This window comes from Brachybacterium vulturis (assembly GCF_002407185.1).
In the GTDB taxonomy this organism is placed as follows: Bacteria; Actinomycetota; Actinomycetes; order Actinomycetales; family Dermabacteraceae; genus Brachybacterium; species Brachybacterium vulturis.
In genome coordinates this window covers 1,325,180-1,343,841 of the sequence record NZ_CP023563.1, presented here as the reverse complement: position 1 = coordinate 1,343,841, position 18,662 = coordinate 1,325,180, and the positions used below count along the sequence as shown (strand labels likewise).

Annotated in this window: 15 protein-coding genes and 1 tRNA gene; 4 read left to right on the top strand and 12 right to left on the bottom strand. The window is 74.0% G+C overall.

Annotated features, from left to right (window positions below):
• Positions 1 to 15 precede the first annotated feature (15 nt).
• Both CFK38_RS05970 and dcd read right to left on the bottom strand, forming a co-directional pair.
• The gene (locus CFK38_RS05970; protein ID WP_096802266.1) at positions 16 to 846 is read right to left on the bottom strand and encodes a hypothetical protein; all 831 of its coding nucleotides are present in this window, start codon (positions 844 to 846) and stop codon (positions 16 to 18) included.
• Positions 843 to 1,436 (bottom strand): dCTP deaminase, encoded by a 594-nt coding sequence (gene dcd / locus CFK38_RS05965; protein ID WP_096802265.1) that lies wholly within the window; start codon positions 1,434 to 1,436, stop codon positions 843 to 845. Before dcd ends, CFK38_RS05970 begins: the two co-directional genes overlap by 4 nt.
• A gap of 195 nt (positions 1,437 to 1,631) precedes the next feature.
• Between dcd and CFK38_RS05960 the strand changes: the two genes are divergently transcribed.
• Both CFK38_RS05960 and CFK38_RS05955 read left to right on the top strand, forming a co-directional pair.
• A tRNA-Gly gene (locus CFK38_RS05960) sits at positions 1,632 to 1,702 on the top strand.
• 117 nt (positions 1,703 to 1,819) lie between these two features.
• Positions 1,820 to 2,395, top strand: a complete 576-nt coding sequence (locus CFK38_RS05955) for a TetR/AcrR family transcriptional regulator (RefSeq protein WP_096802264.1) — start codon at positions 1,820 to 1,822, stop codon at positions 2,393 to 2,395.
• Between the two features lie 15 nt (positions 2,396 to 2,410).
• Here CFK38_RS05955 and CFK38_RS05950 read toward each other — a convergent pair whose 3' ends face one another.
• From CFK38_RS05950 to CFK38_RS05920, 7 genes are all read right to left on the bottom strand, one after another.
• Complete coding sequence (locus CFK38_RS05950) at positions 2,411 to 4,921, bottom strand: sodium/proton-translocating pyrophosphatase (protein WP_157773378.1); 2,511 nt, start codon at positions 4,919 to 4,921, stop codon at positions 2,411 to 2,413.
• A 108-nt stretch (positions 4,922 to 5,029) separates the two neighbouring features.
• The gene (locus tag CFK38_RS05945) at positions 5,030 to 7,057 is read right to left on the bottom strand and encodes a thioredoxin-like domain-containing protein (RefSeq protein ID WP_096802263.1); all 2,028 of its coding nucleotides are present in this window, start codon (positions 7,055 to 7,057) and stop codon (positions 5,030 to 5,032) included.
• 156 nt (positions 7,058 to 7,213) lie between these two features.
• Positions 7,214 to 7,918 (bottom strand): HAD family hydrolase, encoded by a 705-nt coding sequence (locus tag CFK38_RS05940; RefSeq protein ID WP_096802262.1) that lies wholly within the window; start codon positions 7,916 to 7,918, stop codon positions 7,214 to 7,216.
• Positions 7,915 to 8,619, bottom strand: a complete 705-nt coding sequence (locus tag CFK38_RS05935) for an HAD family hydrolase (RefSeq protein WP_096802261.1) — start codon at positions 8,617 to 8,619, stop codon at positions 7,915 to 7,917. Before CFK38_RS05935 ends, CFK38_RS05940 begins: the two co-directional genes overlap by 4 nt.
• A gap of 59 nt (positions 8,620 to 8,678) precedes the next feature.
• Positions 8,679 to 9,968 (bottom strand): O-acetylhomoserine aminocarboxypropyltransferase/cysteine synthase family protein, encoded by a 1,290-nt coding sequence (locus tag CFK38_RS05930; RefSeq protein ID WP_096802260.1) that lies wholly within the window; start codon positions 9,966 to 9,968, stop codon positions 8,679 to 8,681.
• Positions 9,969 to 10,074: 106 nt separating this feature from the next.
• Entirely contained in the window at positions 10,075 to 11,763 is a 1,689-nt protein-coding gene (locus CFK38_RS05925) for an ABC-F family ATP-binding cassette domain-containing protein (RefSeq protein ID WP_096802259.1), read from the bottom strand.
• 131 nt (positions 11,764 to 11,894) lie between these two features.
• Positions 11,895 to 12,869, bottom strand: coding sequence for an N-acetylmuramic acid 6-phosphate etherase (locus tag CFK38_RS05920; RefSeq protein ID WP_096802258.1), 975 nt, complete (start codon positions 12,867 to 12,869; stop codon positions 11,895 to 11,897).
• A gap of 148 nt (positions 12,870 to 13,017) precedes the next feature.
• Here CFK38_RS05920 and CFK38_RS05915 point away from each other — a divergent pair, with 148 nt between their 5' ends.
• On the top strand, positions 13,018 to 14,058 hold the full coding sequence (locus tag CFK38_RS05915; RefSeq protein ID WP_096802257.1) for an N-acetylglucosamine kinase: 1,041 nt from the start codon (positions 13,018 to 13,020) through the stop codon (positions 14,056 to 14,058).
• 166 nt (positions 14,059 to 14,224) lie between these two features.
• Positions 14,225 to 15,652, top strand: a complete 1,428-nt coding sequence (locus CFK38_RS05910; RefSeq protein ID WP_096802256.1) for a flavin-containing monooxygenase — start codon at positions 14,225 to 14,227, stop codon at positions 15,650 to 15,652.
• A 207-nt stretch (positions 15,653 to 15,859) separates the two neighbouring features.
• Here CFK38_RS05910 and CFK38_RS05905 read toward each other — a convergent pair whose 3' ends face one another.
• Genes CFK38_RS05905 through CFK38_RS05895 form a run of 3 tightly spaced genes read right to left on the bottom strand, consistent with a single transcriptional unit; the run spans position 15,860 to position 18,626 of the window.
• Positions 15,860 to 17,644: a CopD family protein gene (locus tag CFK38_RS05905; RefSeq protein WP_096802255.1), complete on the bottom strand. Its 1,785-nt coding sequence runs from the start codon at positions 17,642 to 17,644 to the stop codon at positions 15,860 to 15,862.
• On the bottom strand, positions 17,641 to 18,054 hold the full coding sequence (locus tag CFK38_RS05900) for a fluoride efflux transporter FluC (RefSeq protein WP_096802254.1): 414 nt from the start codon (positions 18,052 to 18,054) through the stop codon (positions 17,641 to 17,643). The genes CFK38_RS05905 and CFK38_RS05900 overlap by 4 nt, the downstream gene beginning before the upstream one ends.
• On the bottom strand, positions 18,051 to 18,626 hold the full coding sequence (locus CFK38_RS05895; RefSeq protein ID WP_245851240.1) for a CrcB family protein: 576 nt from the start codon (positions 18,624 to 18,626) through the stop codon (positions 18,051 to 18,053). Before CFK38_RS05895 ends, CFK38_RS05900 begins: the two co-directional genes overlap by 4 nt.
• Positions 18,627 to 18,662: the final 36 nt, after the last annotated feature.

Below are 18,662 nucleotides of genomic sequence, written 5' to 3'. Positions count from 1 at the left end.
GTGCTCGGATCCTGCTCAGACGAGGTCGGCCGGATCGACCAGGAAGCCCTCGAGATCCACGACGAAGCCGCCGACGGACTCCGTGAGCAGCCCGGCGATCATCCCGATCCGCCGGTAGACGGTCTGCCAGCGCTCGCTGGTCCCCGACTCCGGGGATTCGATCGCGTCCTCCTCGGGATCGGCGGGCAGGTGCACCAGCTCGTAGTCGACCGCATCCTCCAGCCAGCCCAGCGCCTGCAGCGCCATGGGGCGGGAGCTGCGACCCACCCGCAGGGAGATCTCCTCCCCCGCCGGGAGCGGGATCGTGACGCTGTACCCGACGCGGGGCGCGTCCTCGGGGACCTGGTCGAGCTCGGCCTCCGGCTCGAGCGGGCCCAGCAGCTCGGCGAGCGACTCCGGGGCCAGCGCGTACGGGCTGACCACCGTCAGGTCCCGGATGTGGAAGGGGTGCGGCTCCAGGCGCACACCGTCGTCGGTGACCACGGCCCCGTAGAGCCGACGCCCCAGGGACCAGGCGAGGTCCAGTCCCTGCCGTTCGGTGCCGAAGGGCACCCCGTCGGGGAAGGCGCGCCCGTAGCCGTGGGAGTCCCCCATCCCCTCCGGCTGCGGATCCTCCCGCACCCGCGGGGTGTCCAGGGTCCAGCGCCCCGCGCCGCGCGGCGAGCCGTCCGGCACCAGTCGCAGCCCGTCCCCGAGCTGGATCGCGCCCTCCGCGTCCGTGCTCGCCTCCGGATGCAGGTTGCGCACCATCGTCAGCACGGCAGCGGGATCGGTGTCCCGCGGCAGCTGGAGACGGTGGCTGGTGCGGGCCTGCTCGACGGTCGAGGGACTGACCGTTGCGGTCACTGCTGCTCCTCCACAGGGATGCGGGTGCGATGGAAGTTCTGGGCCGAGCGCGAGGGGGTCGGTCCGCGCTGGCCGAGGTAGCGGTTGAGGTTGCCGGCGCTGCCGTAGGGCCGATCGGACGCGCTCGAGAGCCGGAAGAAGCACAGCTGCCCGATCTTCATGCCGGGCCAGAGCGCCACCGGCAGGGTCGCCATGTTCGACAGCTCCAGGGTGATGTGGCCCTGGAAGCCGGGATCGATGAACCCGGCGGTGGAATGGGTCAGCAGTCCCAGGCGGCCCAGCGAGCTCTTGCCCTCCAGCCGCGCGGCCACGTCCTCGGGCAGGGTGATCTGCTCATAGGTGGAGGCGAGCACGAACTCCCCCGGATGGAGCATGTAGGCCTCGTCCGGATCCACCGCCACCTCACGGGTGAGGTCGGCCTGCTCGAGCGCGGGATCGATCATCGCGTGCTTGTGGTTGTCGAAGAGGCGGAAGAAGCGATCGATCCGCACATCGACGGAGGCGGGTTGGATCATCGTCTCGTCGAAGGGGTCCAGGCGGACCCGCCCGGCATCGATCTCGGCTCGGATGTCACGATCGCTCAGCAGCACGGCGCCCAGACTAGTCGCCCGACGCGGCGGCGGTCATCCCGTCCCATCACCGTGCCGCACCGCGGCGCCGAGGCGGGCGGGCACCGCCGCCGCTGGAGGCGGTTCGCACAGCACCGCCCTCTCGGGGTATGCTGTTCCGCGTTGCTCGAGCGACGGCGATCCCCCGGGATCGCAAAGCGGATCGGGCAGCGCTTCGCGGGTGTAGTTCAATGGTAGAACTTCAGCTTCCCAAGCTGATAGCGCGGGTTCGATTCCCGTCACCCGCTCTTTCGGACGCCGGCCCTCAGGGGCCGGCGTTCTTCGTTCCCGGACGCTGCGCGGATCGGGAACCGGCGCGCGACCCCAGGGTTATGTCGATCTGCACGGAAGTGTAAGAATGCGGCATGCCCAAGATCATCGGAGGCTCCCTCGAGGAGCATCGCCAGCGCACTCGGGAGAAGATCTTCGCCGCGCTCGCCGCTCTGCTCGAGACCCAGGAGTTCGAGTCGGTGACGTTCTCGCGGATCGCCACGGCGGCCGGCGTGGGTCGCACCGCGATGTACAACCACTTCCCGGACCGTGAGAGCCTGCTGGTGGAGTACGCGATCCACGAGACCACGGACTACATCGCCCAGCTGCGGGCCGGGGTCAGCGATTCCGCCACCCCGCGTGATGCGGCGATCGCGTACGTGCACACCCAGCTCGACCTCAACGTCTCCTTCCACGTCCCACAGACCTCGGGCGGCGCGACCCTCACCCCGGAGACGGCCGCCCGCATGCGCGATCACGTGGTGCTGATCGAGGACGTGCTGCGCACCATCGTCGCCGACGGCGTCGCCAGCGGTGACTTCGCCGCGGACCTGGACGTGGATTCCACGGTGCGGATCATCAACGGCCTGCTGGTGGGCTCCTCCGCCAAGCGGTACTCCCGCCCCGCTCTCGAGGACTTCGTGCTGCGGGGCCTCGGCGCCGAGAGCTGACGTCCGCGGCGGCGGTCAGTCCTCGTCCGCGCCCCGCTGCGTCCGCTTCCGGCGCTTCGCAGGCTTCTCAGCCTTCGAGGGCTTCGCAGCCTTCGAGGTCCTCGAGGCCGTCGTCGTCAGCGGCACCTGTTCGACGTGCTCGTCGTCGGACTCCCAGTCCATCGCCTCGAGCTCGTCGGCGGACTCGTCCGCGGCGCGGCTGAAGAGCGGCTTGGCGATCTCTCCCTCCCCGTCCTCCAGGTCGACCTCGGGGGCCGTCGCGGCGATCACCCAGCAGGCCACCATGATGACCAGGGCGATCACGGCGATGCCCCAGCGCAGGAAGGGGCTGGTGTCATCGGTGTTCATGCCGACCACGGCGCTGACGGACAGTGCCGTGAGCAGGCTGGAGGTCAGCAGCAGCGGCAGCGCGACCGAGCCGATCGTCGAGCGCAGCACGCCGGTCAGCACGGTGCCGCCGAGCGCCCCGGAGTGGCCCCAGGAGCCGCGCCCGCCGTAGCGGCCGGAGCCGATCACGGCCGCCGCGTTCTCGAGGGTCGAGCCTGCGCCGAGGGTCCACAGACCGAGGCCCGCAGCGGTCAGCACCACGCCCAGCAGCAGCCCGGGCAGGGCGCCCGGTCCCAGTCCGAATCCGGCCACGACCGGCATCAGCACGGCCACCACCACCGGGGGGACGGCGGCGCGGCGCACCATCTCGGTCAGCTCCAGCAGCTCGGCGCGGGCACGGCCCTCGAGCAGGGAGGCGCGTGTCTCCACGACCGCGCTCGCCCCCAGACGGCGGGCGCCGTCCAGGAGTGCGGAGCTCACCAGCAGCACGGTGAGCACGCCGAGGCCGATCCCGCCGAGCAGGGTGAGGGAGCTGGGGGCGAGGGCGTGCAGGGCACGGTCCTCCCAGACGCTCCCCGCCCGGGGCGCCGATCGCAGGGCGCTGATCACCGGTCCCAGGGCGCCCAGTGCCGTGAGCGCCCCGGCCATCAGCAGCGCGGCCCGGGGGCCGGTGGCGGCACCGGCGGCGGCCACCTGCAGCGCGGGCTCGGTGTCCGGTCGGTCGGCGAAGGTGCTCGCCAGCAGGGAGCCGGCATGCGCCGCCACCACGATCAGGGCACCGAGCGCGGCATGGACCAGGAGCGCGAGCGCGAGTCCCGGCACACCCGCCGAGAGCACGGAGATCACGGTGGTGATCAGCACCAGCAGCGCCACGGCCCCCGCAGCGGTCAGTGCGGTCGACCCCAGGCCCGCGGTGATGCCGAGCGCCCCGCCGGTGCGGCTGGTGCGGGCGGCGCGCAGCACGGTGCCTCCGAGGCGGTGCCCGGTGCCGCCCAGCAGCACCACGGTGGCCAGGGCGGTCAGGGCACCCAGCCCCAGAGCGACCGCGACCACCACGTTCGGGGTGATCGAGTAGAGGCCCATCATGTCCAGGAAGGCGCTGGCGTGCTGGGACTCGTCGGTCGCGGAGATCCACTGCCCCATATCGGTCAGCGCCTGCTCGATCTGCGGCTCGAGCTGCTCGCGCGGTGTGGGGGTGCCGCCGGTGATGGCGGGATCGGTGAAGTTCTCCAGGCCCACGTCCTCGAAGCGCAGGTCCTTGTAGCGGGAGGGGATCCACAGCGCGGCGGCGGCGACCGCCCCGGCGCCGCCCAGCACCGCGGGGATCAGCCCGCCCAGGCGCAGCGCGCCGCGTTCGTGGCCGGGGGTGCCCAGGTGCGGCATCACCGCGACCACGGCTGCGGCGAGCATCGCCGCACCGAGGCCCAGGAGCACCACGATGAAGCCCTCGGCGGCCAGGACCGGAACGCCCAGCAGCACCCCGACGCCGGCGACCGCGGTCGCGACGGCGACCAGGTCCGCGCTCAGCGCGCCGCCGCGGGACGCCATGCGGGCGCTGCGCAGGTGCGGGCCGCCCAGGTTCGCAGGATCCTCGGCCTCCAGCTCGTGCTCGTCGGTGCCGACGAGGAGCGCCGAGGCGGAGGCCGCGGCGTCCACCGGTGCGGCGCAGATCCGGATCGCGAGCGCCGAGATCGCCGCCCCGCCGGCGAGGGCGATCAGGGCCGGCCCGGCGGTGGTCTGCAGGAACCAGATGATGATGACCGTGGGCAGCAGGGCCAGCGCCAGCGCGCCGGTGACGGTGAGCGCCCCCAGGCGGGAGATCATCGCCGGGCGCCGCTCGGCGTCCAGTCCCAGGGCCGCGAGCTGCACCGCGATCCCGCGCCAGGCGGCGAGCGGGCCGAGGGCGAGGCCCACCAGCAGCAGGCCGGAGCGCAGCAGGCGGTCGTCGGTCGTGCCCGGCGCGAGATACAGCAGCACCGCCAGCGGCAGTCCCACCCACAGCATGATCGAGCCGGCGGAGAGCAGCTGCCCGCCGAGCCGACGGCCCAGATCCTCGTCGAGCTCCTCGCTGTCCTCGTCGCGCCGCATCCGGCTGGGGACGACGGCTCCGGCGACCAGCGCCGCGATGGCGAGGACGCCGAGCGCCAGGAGGGTCCAGGCGAGATCGTCGCCCAGGGGGAATTGCGTGATCAGATCCACGTGAGAGCTTCCGACGACGGGGCTCGGCGGGCCGAGCGGGAGGACACACCGGAGCAGGGCTCCGGCGGCCGAGGATAACCGAGCAGGATGAGTGCTGCGAGCACCGGCTCAGGCGAGCAGCGAGAGATCGAGACGGGTGGGGGCTCCCTCGACGATCCGGATCGGCACGCCCCAGTCCTGCTGGTGCATGTGGCAGGCGGGGAACTCGATGGTGGGATCCGCGTCGCAGGAGGCGGCACGGGCGCTGACGTGCAGCACGCCCTCGGTGTAGGCGGGGTCCGGCTCGAGCGTGCGCTCCAGCGCGGTGTCCACCCCGGCGCCGGCGGTCAGCATCGAGGTGGGGGTGGTCGAGATCGTCACCTGGGTCGCGGGGCCCAGCGAGTCGTCGAGCTTGTGACCGGTCGGCGGGGTGAACAGCACCCGCACGGTGAGCGGGCCGGGGCCCACCTCGGTGACCGGGCGCTCGGAGCGCTGCGCGCCCGTGTCGATCATGCGCTCGGCGGCCTTGGCGACCGGGACCCAGGTGATGCGGTGCAGGCCGGACTCGACGACGATGAGCTGGCCGATGCCGTCGATCGGCGGGCCGACGATCGCGTCCGAGGGCTCCTTGAGGTCGGTGGCGACGGTGACCACGTGGGCCTCGCCCGGTGCCGGCGCCGCCTCGCCCGCGGTCCCGCCGCTGCCCGCGCCCGGCTGCTCCGCCACCCCGACCATGCCGCTGAGCGCGGTGATGCCGCCGGTGGTGGCGCTCGCCCCGTCGGTCGCCGCCTCCTCGATCAGCCGGATCGCGCCGTTGTAGGTGTCGCTGACGGCGATGCGGCCGTCGGGCAGCGCGGTGACGGCCAGGGGGTGCTGCAGGCGGGCGGTGCCGGCGGGCCCGTCCACGTGCCCGAAGTCGAACAGTCCCTGCCCCACCAGGGTGCTGACCTGCATGCTCCGCGGGTCCAGCACGCGCACGGCGGAGGTCTCGGAGTCGGCGATCGCGATCCGGCCGTCGGGCAGCTCGTCCAGGCCGGAGGGCTGCGCCCACCAGGAGGTGACGGCGGGGCCGTCGACCAGACCCTCCTGGGTGGTGCCCGCGAGCACCATGATCGCCCCGGTGACCGGGTCGAAGGTCCACAGCTGGTGGATGCCGGCCATCGCGATCACCGCGCGGCCCAGCACGTGCGACCAGGTCAGGTCCCACGGGGTGGACAGGGCGAAGGTGCGGGCGTCGCCCTCGCCGCGGGGCAGCGGCTCGCCCTGCATCCATTGGGCGCCCGAGCCGGCGACGGTGGTCACCTCGGTCGCGGTGCGGGAGCGCAGCAGCCGGTCCTGGCCCACCTTGACCCCGCGCAGGCGGTGGCCCGCGGTGTCGGCGACCAGCAGGTCGTAGCCGACCTCGTCGGCGATCTCGGACGGCAGCGCGAGCACCCCGTTCGGCTCGGCGAACTGTGCGGTCTCCGCATCGCCGTCACGGTGGCCCCGCTCCCCCGTGCCGATGACCGCGTCGACGGTCGCGCCGTCGTTCTCGAAGACGACCAGCCGGTGCTGGCCGGCATCAGAGACGACCAGGCGGCCGTCCGGCATCAGCGCGAGCTTCGAGGGGAAGCGGAGGGTCTGCGGGGTGCGCTCGGCGAGCACGGTGGGCGCGGGTCCGCGTCGCAGGGAGCCGTCGGCCTCCCCCTCGGCGACGAGCTGGGTGACCAGCTGGTCGAGGTTCGCGGCGTGCCCCTCGCCGGAGAGGTTGCCGGCGATGCGGCCGTGGGTGTCCAGCACCATCAGGGTGGGCCAGGCGCGGGCGCCGTACTCGCTCCAGGTCTCCAGCTCGGGATCGTCGATCACCGGATGGGTGACCTCGTACCGCTCGATGTTCGCGGCCAGCGCCTCGGGGTCCTTCTCGAACTCGAACTTCGGGGAATGGACGCCGATGACCACCAGCTCATCGGCCCACTTCTCCTTCAGAGGGCGCAGCTCGTCGAGGACGTGCAGGCAGTTCACGCAGCAGAAGGTCCAGAAGTCGAGCAGCACGATCTTCCCGCGCAGCGTCTCGAGGTCGAGCTCTTCGCCCCCTGTGTTCAGCCAGCCGCGGCCGCGCAGGGCGGAGCCATGGGCGCGGGCTGTCAGAGGCGTGGACGGGTCCGGCGGTGTGCTCATGGGGTCCAGTGAACACCGGATCGACGCCGCGGGGCCAGCTTCCGGTCCCCTGTGGGCATCATGTGAGCGAGCCGACCCGCGTCCTGGGCACCGGAGTCGGTGCGGTCACGTCCGCGGCGGCCGAGGGCACCCGGGGGCTCCCCGGGCGGGGCAGTCTCACCAGCTCGCGATCCAGGCCGCGAGGTCCGGGTCGGTGAGCGCGGTGAGCGCGAGATCCGCCGGGGGTGCCGGATGTCCACCGGTGGGGACCGCGATCAGCCGCAGCCCGGCGTCCCGGGCGGCCTGCGCCCCGGTGCCGGAGTCCTCGAAGGCGAGCACCCGGGAGGGCTCGGCGCCGAGAGCTCGGGCGGCCGCGGCGTACATGTCCGGGGCGGGTTTGGGATGCTCGACGGTGTCGGAGGCCTCCAGCACCGTGAAATGCTCCCGGAGCCCGCCGAGGCGCAGCTTCCCCTCGAGCGCCTCGAGCCACGAGTTCGACGCGCAGCCCAACGGCACCTTCGCCCCGGCCAGGCCCAGGATCTCGGCGGCACCGGGCAGGGTGCGGATGCCGGCGGCGAGCTCGCCATCGAACTCTCGGACCAGATCCGCGCGGACCACCTGCTCGTCCTGGCCGCAGCGGCGGGCGATGAGCTCCGCGGCGGCCTCGAGGGTCGAGCCGTGCAGCAGCGCCGCATCGGTCACCTCGAGCACGGCCCCGTGGGCGGCGACCACCCGGTCCTCGGCGAGCTGCCAGACGGACTCCGTGTCCAGCAGCAGCCCGTCGCAGTCGAAGACGATCGCCTGCGGCGTCCAGTCGCCGAAGGCCTCGGCGAAGCGCGGGGGAATCCCAGCCGCCGCCACCGGCGGGGTGCCGGCGCTCATCGGCGCGGCTCCCAGGCGGAGATCCACCGGGCCAGCACGGGATCGGCGAGGGAGGCGAGGCGGCGCGGCGCCCGGGGCTCCTGACCGGGGATCGAGGGCACGGCGATCAGCTGCAGCCCGGCCGCGCGGGCGGCGTCCGCGCCGGTCTCGGAGTCCTCGAAGCCGAGGCAGTCGGCCGGGTCCGCGCCGAGCGCCAGCGCCGCGGCGAGATACATGTCGGGGGCGGGCTTGGGCTCGGTCACGTCCTCGATGGCGATCGAGACGTCGACCAGCTCGGTGAGGCCGAGCCTGTCGAGCTTGGTGTCCAGCATGTCCCGCGGGGAGTTGGAGGCGACCGCGATCGGCCGCACCGCGGCGATGGACCGCAGGGTCTCCAGCGCACCGGGCAGCGGGGTGAGGCCCTCGCCGATGTGCTCGCGATGCTCGGCCAGCAGCTCCGCCCCGACCTGGTGGGGATCCTTGCCGACGGCCTCGGCGAGCGTGAGCACCACCAGGTCCGCGGCTCGGCCGGTGATCATGCGCCGGGTCTGCCGGTCCAGCGCGGCGCCGTGGCGGGCGAGGTACTCCTCCTGCAGCGCGACCCATTGGCCCTCGGTGTCCACCAGCAGCCCGTCGCAGTCGAAGATCACCGCAGTCGGGGCCCAGCGCGGGGGCCACTGATCCAGCGGGGAGGTGACGGGGGCGAGCGGATCGGAGGTCATGAGGTCCAGGCTATCGGCCGTCCCCTGCGCGCCCGCTGGTCCCGGCGGGCGCGTCCGGCTCAGGCGGTGGCCGCGACCAGGCCCTGCTCGATGTCCGTGAGGATGTCGTCGATGTGCTCGATGCCCACCGAGAGCCGCACGAAGCCCGGTTCGATGCCGGCGGCGCGCTGCTCCTCCTCGCTGAGCTGGGAGTGGGTGGTCGAGGCGGGGTGGATCACCAGGGAGCGCACGTCGCCGATGTTCGCGACGTGGGAGTGGAGGGTGAGCGCGTCCACGAAGCGCTTGCCGGCCTCGAGTCCGCCGGGCAGGACGAAGCCGAGCACGCTGCCCGCCCCCTGGGGGAGGTAGCGGTCAGCAGTGGCCTTGTACGGCGAGGAGTCCAGGGACGCCCAGGTCACGGCGCCCACGCGGTCGTCGGCTTCGAGGACGGCGGCGACCCGGTGGGTGTTCTCCAGATGGCGCTCCATGCGCAGCGGCAGCGTCTCCAGCCCCTGCCCGATGAGGAAGGCGTTGAACGGGGAGACGGCCGGGCCCAGGTCGCGCAGCAGGTTGGTGCGGGCACGGGTCGCGAAGGCTGCGGGCAGGCCCGCGAAGACGAGGCCGTTGTAGGACTCGTCGGGCTCGTTGAACTGCGGGTACTTCTCGGCGTGGGCGGCGAAGTCGAAGCTGTCGCCATCGACGATCACACCGGCGATCGAGGTGCCGTGGCCGCCGAGGAACTTGGTCGCCGAGTGCACGACGATGTCCGCGCCGTGCTCGAGCGGGCGCAGCAGGAAGGGGGTGGCGACGGTGTTGTCCACGATCAGCGGGACACCGATCTCGTGGGCGACGTCGGCGATCGCCCGGATATCGGGGATGTCCTGCTTGGGGTTCGGGATCGACTCGACGAAGAAGGCACGGGTGGTCTCGTCGGTCGCGGCGCGCCAGGACTCCGGATCGGTGGGATCGGCCACCCACTGCGCGGTGATGCCCAGGCGGCTCAGCGTGTGCTTGAACAGGTTGAAGGAGCCGCCGTACAGGCTCGGGGAGACGGCGACGGAGTCCCCGGCACCGGCGAGGTTCAGGATCGACAGCGTGATCGCGCTCTGCCCGGAGGCGAGCAGCAGCCCGGCGGCGCCGCCCTCGAGCGCCGCGATCCGGTCCTCGACCACGGCCTGCGTGGGATTGGTGATGCGGGTGTAGATCGGGGCGGCCTCGGCGAGCGCGAAGCGGTCCGCAGCGGACTGCGCCGAGGGGAACACGAAGCTCGTGGTCTGGTGGATCGGCAGCGCACGCGAACCGGCATCCGTGTCGGGCGCCTGGCCGGCGTGGATGGTCAGGGTCTCGAACTTCTGCAACTGCTCGGTCATGTCGGGGCTCCTCCTGGGACGGTGAGGGACCCAGCCTGGCCTGCGTCGGGGCGCTGCGCCGAGGATCGTGAACGTGGATGAACCCGCCGCGCTCGAGGCCCGAGGCTCAGTCGCCGGCCGGACCGCCGGGCAGCTCGAGCACCGCGTCCTGCCAGCGGCGGCGCAGCCAGCGGTCGTGGGAAGCGATCAGCACGGTGCCCTCCCAGCCTTCCAGAGCCGCCTCGAGCCGGGTGGCGGTGAGCAGCGCGAGATGGTTGGTGGGTTCGTCCAGCACCAGCAGCTCGGGCGGGTCCAGCAGCACGGCGGCGAGCATCACCCGTCGCAGCTGGCCGCGGGAGAGCAGGGTCAGCGGGCGGTCCAGATCGCGTGGGGAGATCAGGCCGAACAGCTCCGGGGTGCCCTCCTCTTCCGCTCCGGCGGTGCGGGACGCCGCCTGCAGGTGCTGGCGGACGGTGCGGCCCGGGACGGCGGCGTCGTCCTGGCCCAGATACCCGATCCGCAGGCTCCGCGGTCGCGCCACGGTGCCGGAGCTGGGGGCGAGGGCGCCGGCGATCACGTCGAGCAGAGTGGTCTTCCCGCTGCCGTTCGGGCCGGTGACCAGCAGACGCTGCCCTGCCGAGAGGCTGACGGAGGTCGGTGCCAGGCGCCCCGCCACCGCCACCTCGCTCGCCGCGAGCTGCACCGCCCCGGCGGCGGTGCGGGAGGCCGCCGCGGGCAGGTGGGTGAGGGTCAGCTCGGCGGGCGGCCTGCGCACCTGGTGCTGCTCGAGCTGGGCGAGGCGGGCCCGGGACTCGCGCAGTCGGCGGGAGACGACGGCGGCGTTGCGGTCGGCGTAGAACTTCTTCGAGGCACGGGCCTCGGTGCGCGGGGCGGCGCCCTCATGGCCGACGGCTGCGGAGTCCTTCACCGCCTGTCGCAGCACGGTCAGCTCCTCCTGCTCGGTGCGATAGCGGTGCTCCCAGCGGTCGCGCGCCTCGAAGCGGGCCAGCAGGTAGTCGCTGAAACCGCCGGTGTACGCGGTGAGCCCGCCGGATTCGGTCGCGGCCGGGGACTCCGCGGGGTCGAGGTCGAGCTGGGCGTGGGTGGCCTCGTCGAGGAAGGCCCGGTCGTGGCTGGCGATCAGCACCGGTCCCGGGTGGGCGGTGATCGTGGCGGCGAGGAAGGCGGCGCCGGCATCGTCGAGATGGTTGGTGGGCTCGTCGAGCAGCCAGCTGGTGGGGCGAGAGATCAGCAGGTGGGCCAGGGCCAGGCGCTCGAGCTGGCCTCCGCTGATCCTGCCCAGCGCGGTGGCGGGGGCGAGCACGTCCAGACTCAGCCCGGCCAGGACCTCCTCGGCGCGGCGGTCCGCGTTCCAGACGTCGGCGAGGGTCGCCTCGGCGAGCAGCATGTCGAAGCGGTGCGACGCCCGGGCGGTGGGTCCGTCGTCCCCGGTCGCGAGCTCCTCCCCGGCGGCGATCAGGGCCCGTTCGAGGCGGCGGGAGCGTTCGAGGGCATCGGCGAGCACTGCGGTGAGGGTGGTGTCGGGCCCGAAGGGCAGTTCCTGGGCCAGCACGCCGACGGGTCCGGGCGCATCACAGCTCCCGGTGTCCGCCGCGAGCTGCCCGGCGAGGATCCGCAGCAGGGTGGATTTTCCGCTGCCGTTCTCACCGAGCAGGCCGGTGGGGCGCCCGGCGGGGACCACCAGGGACACGTCGGTGAGGACCCGGCGGTCCGGGTACGAGAAGGAGATCCCGTCGGCCCGCAGATGCAGGGACGGGTCGGCCGCGAAGGCGGCGGGGGCAGGGTGCGCGGGCATGGATCGGCTCCTGGCCGGAGGGACGGCGGTCGACGGGGCGGATCACAGGCGCATGCCGACACCGTAGGAGCCCCGCTCCCCGGGGTCCACCGAATATCCCGTCGCCGGGCCCGCCGACCGGGCGGCCGGCCTCAGCTGCGGGCGTCGAGGGCGGCCACTGCGGAGCGGATCCCGGCCGGGTCGCCGACGCGCCGGGCATCGCGGGGGAACTGCTCGAGCACCGCGGCGGCGGCCTCGACCTCGGCGCCGGCCAGCAGCGCGACCAGCGCGACGCGCACCTCGCCGCCCGCGGCCTCGAGCACCGCGGCGGCGCGCTGCGGGCTCTGACCGCTCGCCTGGACCAGCATCCGCACGGTGCGGGCGACGAGCTTCGCGTTGGTGGGGCGCACATCGATCATCAGGTTCCCGAAGGTGGTGCCCAGCCGCACCATCATCGCGGTGGACAGGGCGTTCAGGGTGAGCTTCTGCGCCGTGCCGGCCTTCATCCGGGTGGAGCCGGTGACCACCTCGGGCCCGACGGCCAGCAGGATCGGGTGGTCGGCGAGGGGGGCCAGCTCGGCCTGCGGGTTCGCGGAGATCAGCGCGGTGGGCATCCCGGCGGCGCGGGCCGCCTCCAGCGCTCCGCCGACGAAAGGGGTGCGACCGCTCGCGGCCAGTCCGATCACGACGTCGCCGGGGCGGCACTGCTCGCGCACCAGCTCGGCCCCGGCCGCGGTCGAGTCCTCGGCGCCCTCGACCGCGGTGAGGAAGGCCCCGTGGCCGCCGGCCAGGTGCGCGGTGACCATCGATGCGTCGGCATCGAAGGTGGGGGCGAGCTCGACGGCGTCCAGCACCGCGAGGCGCCCGGAGGTGCCGGCACCGAGGTAGTGGACGGTGCCGCCGGCGGAGATCGCCTGCACGCACACCTCGACCAGCGCGGCGATCTCCCCGGCCCGGGCCTGGACCGCCCCGGCGACCGTCGCGTCCTCTCCGAGGATCACATCGACCATCCCGCGGGCGTCGAGGGCATCGAGCTCGGTGCTGGCCGGATTGCGCTCCTCGGTCGGCGAGGCGAGGTCGACGAGGCTGGCGTCGAGGGTCGTGCGGTCCCGCGGCGGGTGGCTCACGTCGGACTCCTGGGATCGGGGGCGGGGCGGCGTGCGTTCCGCGCGGGGCCCGAAGGCCGGCGGGGCGTGCCGACGGAGTCCCAGCGTATCGGGATCCGTCCCCGGGCTCGGCCTACCATGTGGACATCAGCCACACGAGGAGATCCACATGGTCGAGGCAGCCGCCCCAGGGCCGGCGGGCAGGGGGCCGGCGCGCAGGGGGCCGGCGGACGACGAGTCCCCGCCGCTCCTGGTGATCGCCGGAGACATCGGTGGGACCAGCTCCCGCCTGGTGCTCGCGCTGCTGGACGGGGCGGTGATCGCCGAGGCCGAGGGCCCGGGTGCGAATCTGCGCTCCTCCGGCGCGGAGGCGTTCGACCACGTGGCCGAGGCGACCCGCGAGGTGCTCGAGCGCGGGCGCCTCGCGCTGGGCGGGCCCGGCGAGGTCGCCGCCGTGGCCCTGGGGATCTCGGGCGCCGGTCCGGCGCGCGCCGCCGAGGTGCAGCATGCGGTCGGCGCGCGGCTGCGCGAGCTCGGCATCGAGGCCGCGCGGATCCTCATCACCGATGACCTGCACACCGCCTTCCTCGCCGGGGGCGTGGGCGATGACGGGCTGCTGGTGCTGGCCGGCACCGGGGCGGTCGCCGTGCGGTTCCACGACCGGCAGGCCGTCGCCCGCCGGGACGGGATGGGGTGGCTGCTGGGGGACATCGGCTCCGCGGTCTGGCTGGGACGACGCACCCTCGAGGCGGTCGCCGCCGATCTCGACGGCCGCGGGCCGCGCACCCGGCTCACCGAGGAGATCGGCGGAGTGCTCGGCCTGGACCTGCGCGCGGGCCGGCTGCCGCCCTCGCGCACCGGGGACCCGCGCCAGGACCTCATCCGTGCTCTCGACGAGCAGCTCCCCGCCGGTGCCCCGGCAGCGCTGGGCCGTTTCGCGCCGGTGCCCGGGAGGATTCCCGAGGACCCGGTGGCCCGCCGGATCCTCGACACCGTGATCACGCACGTGCTCGACACCGTGGAAGCCCTGGACCCGCAGGCGGAGCTGCCGGTGGTGCTGGCCGGATCCGTGCTGACCGGGCCCGGACCGATCCACGACGAGGTCGCCGCCGGGCTGCGGGCCGCACGGCGCTCCCTCTCCGTCGCTCCCACCGGGCTGCCCGGCGCCCTGCTCCTGGCTCGTGAGCAGGCGGGCGGGGCTCTGCGCTGAGCCCGCGCCCGCTCGGCCACGCCCGACACCGTCAGGCCCGTCGCGAAGCGGCGACCCGGCCCGCGCACGACGATTAGGATGGCCAGCGACCGCCCGCCGCTGAGCCGGGGGCCCGGGACCGTGCCGGGCACCGCGCGCCGCACGACACGGAAGAAGGCTCCCCTCGATGCCCGATCTCCACGACCCGATCCCCACCCGCGAGAAGGTGCTGATCATCGGTGCCGGCCCTGCCGGCCTCGCCGCCGCCGCGGCGCTGAAGGCGCTGGAGGTCCCCTTCGACCTGGTGGACCGGGCTCCGCACGTCGGCGGGATCTGGAATCCGGAGCGCGAGGACTCCCCGGTGTGGCCCACGATGGAGATGATCTCCTCCCGCGAGTTCACCGAGTACGAGGACCTGCTCCAGCCCGTCTCCTTCCCGGAGTACCTCTCCCCCGCGCAGATGGCGAAGTATCTGCGCGCCTACGCGGCCCGGCACGACCTCACCGAGCACTTCCGCCCCGGCACCGCGGTGCGCAGCGCTCGCCCGTTCGGTGACGGGGTCTGGGAGGTGGAGCTCTCCACCGGGGAGATCGGGATCTACCGAGCGGTGATCTCCGCCCACGGCATCTCCGAGCACCCCCACCGCCCCCGGTGGGCGGCCGAGGTCCCCTCCACGGTGCGGGTCATCGACGCCAAGGACTGGACCGGGGCCGACGGGCTCGAGGGGCAGCGGGTGCTGGTGGTCGGCTCGGGGCAGTCCGCCGCCGACATCTCGGTCGACGCCGCCCGTCGCGCCCTCGAGGTGCGCTGGTCCATGCGGACGGGCCACTGGGTCGTGCCGCGCCGCATCGCCGGTGTCCCGGGCGATGTCGCCGCCTCCCACGAGCCCTCCGTGCTCGGCGGGCTGAACGCGAAGATCGCCGAGACCGTGATCCGCCGCACGGTGGGCCACCCCGCCGATGCGGGCCTGCCCGCACCGGCGGCGCCCCTGCTCGAGGACGCGGTGATCATCTCCGACGATGTGCTCGACCGGGTGCGCGAGGGTCGGATCACGCCGGCCGGCGACGTGACCGGCGTGGACGCAGACGGCACGATCACGCATCTGGGCACCGGCTCCCACGCCGGGCATCTGAGCTACGCCCCGGACCTGATCGTGCTGGCCACCGGCTACGAGTCCCGGGCGACCCACTTCCCCCCGGACGTGGTGCCGCGCACCGCCTCCGGAGCACCGGACCTGTTCCTCGGTGCCTTCGCCCGTGGCCGCGACGACCTGGTGATCCTCGGTCAGCAGCGGGTCTCCGGCGGGGTGCTGCCGATCCTCGTCGAGCAGGCGGACATCGCCGCCTTTATGCTGGCCGCCACTCTGAAGGGCTCCTCCCCCGCGCTCGAGCAGTTCCGTCGGGTGCGGGCAGGGGCCGAGGGCGCCGTGCCCGCGAAGCCCGCCGCCGCCCCCGCCGGGGTGCGCGGTCGGGTCGAGGGTCTGCTCGGCGCCCAGAAGGTCACCGCCCGCCGCGCCGCGGCCTCCGCCCACGAGGCGGAGGATCAGCTGGTGCCGCAGGTCGACCGCGACACGCTGCTGGCGCGGCTGCGCTCCGTGCGCGAGCTCTTCGCCTGACCCCGGAAGCGCCGAGGCGCCGAGCTGCGGAGCGGCCGAGCCTCCCCGGGGGGCCGAGCTGCGGAGCCGCGGAGGCGCCACCAGAAATCCGACCTCTATGGCGGTTGAACGCCCCTGAGCCGTTCAACGCTCGTATGCGTCAGATTTTCGGTGGCATGCACGAGGCACAGCCGTCAGATTCTCGGTGGCATGGACGAGGCACCGCCGTCAGTCCTTCGGTGGCACACTCCTCCGCGCCGCGGTGAGGGCCACGGCAGCGGTGAGCGCCACCACCACGAGCACGGCGATGCCCGCCCGGTGCTGATCAGCCAGAGCATCCGCCCACCAGGTGCGGCCGGTAGCGCCGAACCAGCTCGCCGCGATCAGCAGATCCGTGGTCATCAGCACCACCCCGGCCCCGAGGCACAGCAGCAGCGGCGCCCCGAGCACCGCAGTGCGCTGCCAGCGTCGGATCGGCTCCGGCAGCGCCCGCGCCGCGAGCGCGGTGAGCACCCCTGCGGCCAGGGCCAGCAGCTGCAGGGCCAGGTGCGCGGCGTGGCCGTCGAGAGCGGGGCGCAGCAGGGGGCCGGCGTAGACCGCGATCAGCAGCACCGGGCCGAGGGCGGCGAGCAGCATCGCGACCCACCAGCGTCCGCCGACGGCGGCGCGCAGCCCCCTCGGCACCAGGCAGACGCTGCCCAGCAGCACCCCGGCCGGCGCCATCAGCAGCAGGTGCTGCAGCACGTGGGCGGAGACCAGCACCTTGCCGTAGACGTTCAGCGGCCCGCTGGTCAGCAGGACCAGCGCCACAGCGCCGAGGACCAGGCGCAGGCTCTGCGCACGCGGGCGGGGCGGGGCGCCCGGTCGCCACCAGAGCAGCACCAGCACGCAGGCCAGGGCCATGCCGAAGGGTGCTGGTCGCCAGGCGCCCAGCACGGTGAGCAGGTCCGGTGCCGGCGGCAGCGCATACCCGGTGAGCACTCCGGCCGGACCCTCCGGCGGGGTGCCGGCCTCCGCAGGGGGCGGGGAGGAGCTCATCGCGGCGGCGAGCGCGACCGCGAGCCCCATCAGGGCGAGCTCGAGCAGCGCCAGCCGGCGATAGGTGCTCCGGGCGTGCCGCCCGGTGCCGGGGGTCTCGAATCCGGAGGCGATCTGTCGGCGCTGCAGGACCCCCAGCGCTCCCAGCATGAGCAGCAGCACGGCCTTGGCGAGGCCGATCTGGACGTAGGCGCTGGTGAGGATCTCCCCAGGGGAGTTCATGCGCACGGCGAGCGCCCAGACCCCGCTCAGCGCGAGCGCGACCCAGCAGATCAGGGCGAGATGGGAGTAGCGGCGCACCACCTGTGCGTCGTCCCGGCCGCGGGCCGGCAGCAGCTGCAGCACCGCCAGGCCGCCCAGCCAGATCCCGACCGCCAGCAGGTGGATGAGCATCGTCGACGTGCCCACCTCGTGGGTCTCGTCGCCGGCGGCATGCCCGGTCATCGCCGCGGCGAAGGCGACCAGGGAGGCCAGCGCCGCGACCGAGCGGGCGATGCCCACCGAGGCGCCGAGCACGGCGACCGTCGTCGCCGCCGCCGCGAGGAGGACCCCGGACAGCAGCCAGTTCCCCAGGTCCGTCCCGAGGAAGACCGGCAGGTCCGAGCCGAAGCGGGGGGAGCTGACGGGCTGACCGGTGGCGACCGCATAGGAGAGGCCCAGCGCAGTGCCGCGCAGCAGGGTGGTCGCCCCGGCCGTCACCGCCACCACCAGCAGGGCGCGGGCACGGTCCGCGGGCTCCGGCAGCAGCCAGCCGGCGACGACGGCGCCGCCGAGGGTGAGCGCCCCGGCGAGATCGGCGAGCATCGCGACCACGGGAGCGCCGTGGCGGGCGACGGGGCCGGCATCCATGAGCACGAGGTTGTCGCCGCCGGCCGCGGCGGCAGCGAGCACCGACAGGACCGCGAGCACCGCGAGAGCGCCGAGCAGCAGCAGGACCGCCGCGGGCCGGGGCCGCGGCAGGAGGGGAGCTGTCATGAGGCGAGCACCAGGCCCAGCCACAGCGCCGCCATCCCGCTGCCGGCACTCAGCAGCAGGTAGGCCAGGGCGAGGGAGAAGGTCCGCCGCCGCACCAGCTCGACGACATCGAGCGCAGCGGTGGACAGCGTGGACAGACCGCCGCAGAACCCGGCGGCCAGCATCAGGTAGACGAACTCGACGGTTCCGCCGGCGGATCCGATCCGGGCGACCGCGATCCCCAGCAGGAAGCACGCGAGGATGTTCGCCGCGACGGTGGTGCCGGGCCGCACGTCCTCGCTCAGCTGCTCCCTGCCCTGCGCCGCCAGCAGACGGAGTGCGAGCACGCGCACGCCCCAGCGCGTGACGGAGCCGAGTCCGCCGCCGACGCCCACCAGCAGCGCCGCGGCCAGGAAGCCGCCCGCGCTCATGCCGTCCGCTCCGCGCCCGCGGCGCGGCGCGCCTGCTGCCACCGGGCCAGCCGTCGGCCGCCGATCAGCCCCAGCACGATCCCGCTCAGGCACACCACGACCGTCACGATCGTGTACGCCATGGCGAGGACCGGGAAGTCCGCCCCGATCATCGCCGAGCCCTCCAGCACCACCGAGGAGAAGGTCGTGAATCCTCCGCACAGCCCGGTCCCGAGCAGCGGCTGCACCCAGGGGCGCTGGGCACGCACCTCGAGCACCCCGTTGAGCAGGCCGAGCCCGAGGCAGCCCAGCAGGTTGACCCAGAGGGTGGCCCAGGGCAGCTCGACCAGGGTGGGGGTGGTGACCGTGGGCGCGAGCACCGTCAGGGAGAAGCGGAGCATCGCCCCGGCGGCTCCTCCCGCCGCGACCAGCAGCGCCGTCCGCCACGGCATCGATTCCTCATGGACCGGCCCCGAATCCAGGGTCTCCGACTCGGTGATCTCCACGTAGCGCAGCGCGGCCATCTCGACCGTCTGCATCCGCGGGTCATCGCGGCGCGGCGGGCGCGGTACGGGTGAGCGGCTCGAGGTCACCGCCACAGCGTACCGACGCTTGCCCTGCCGAGACCT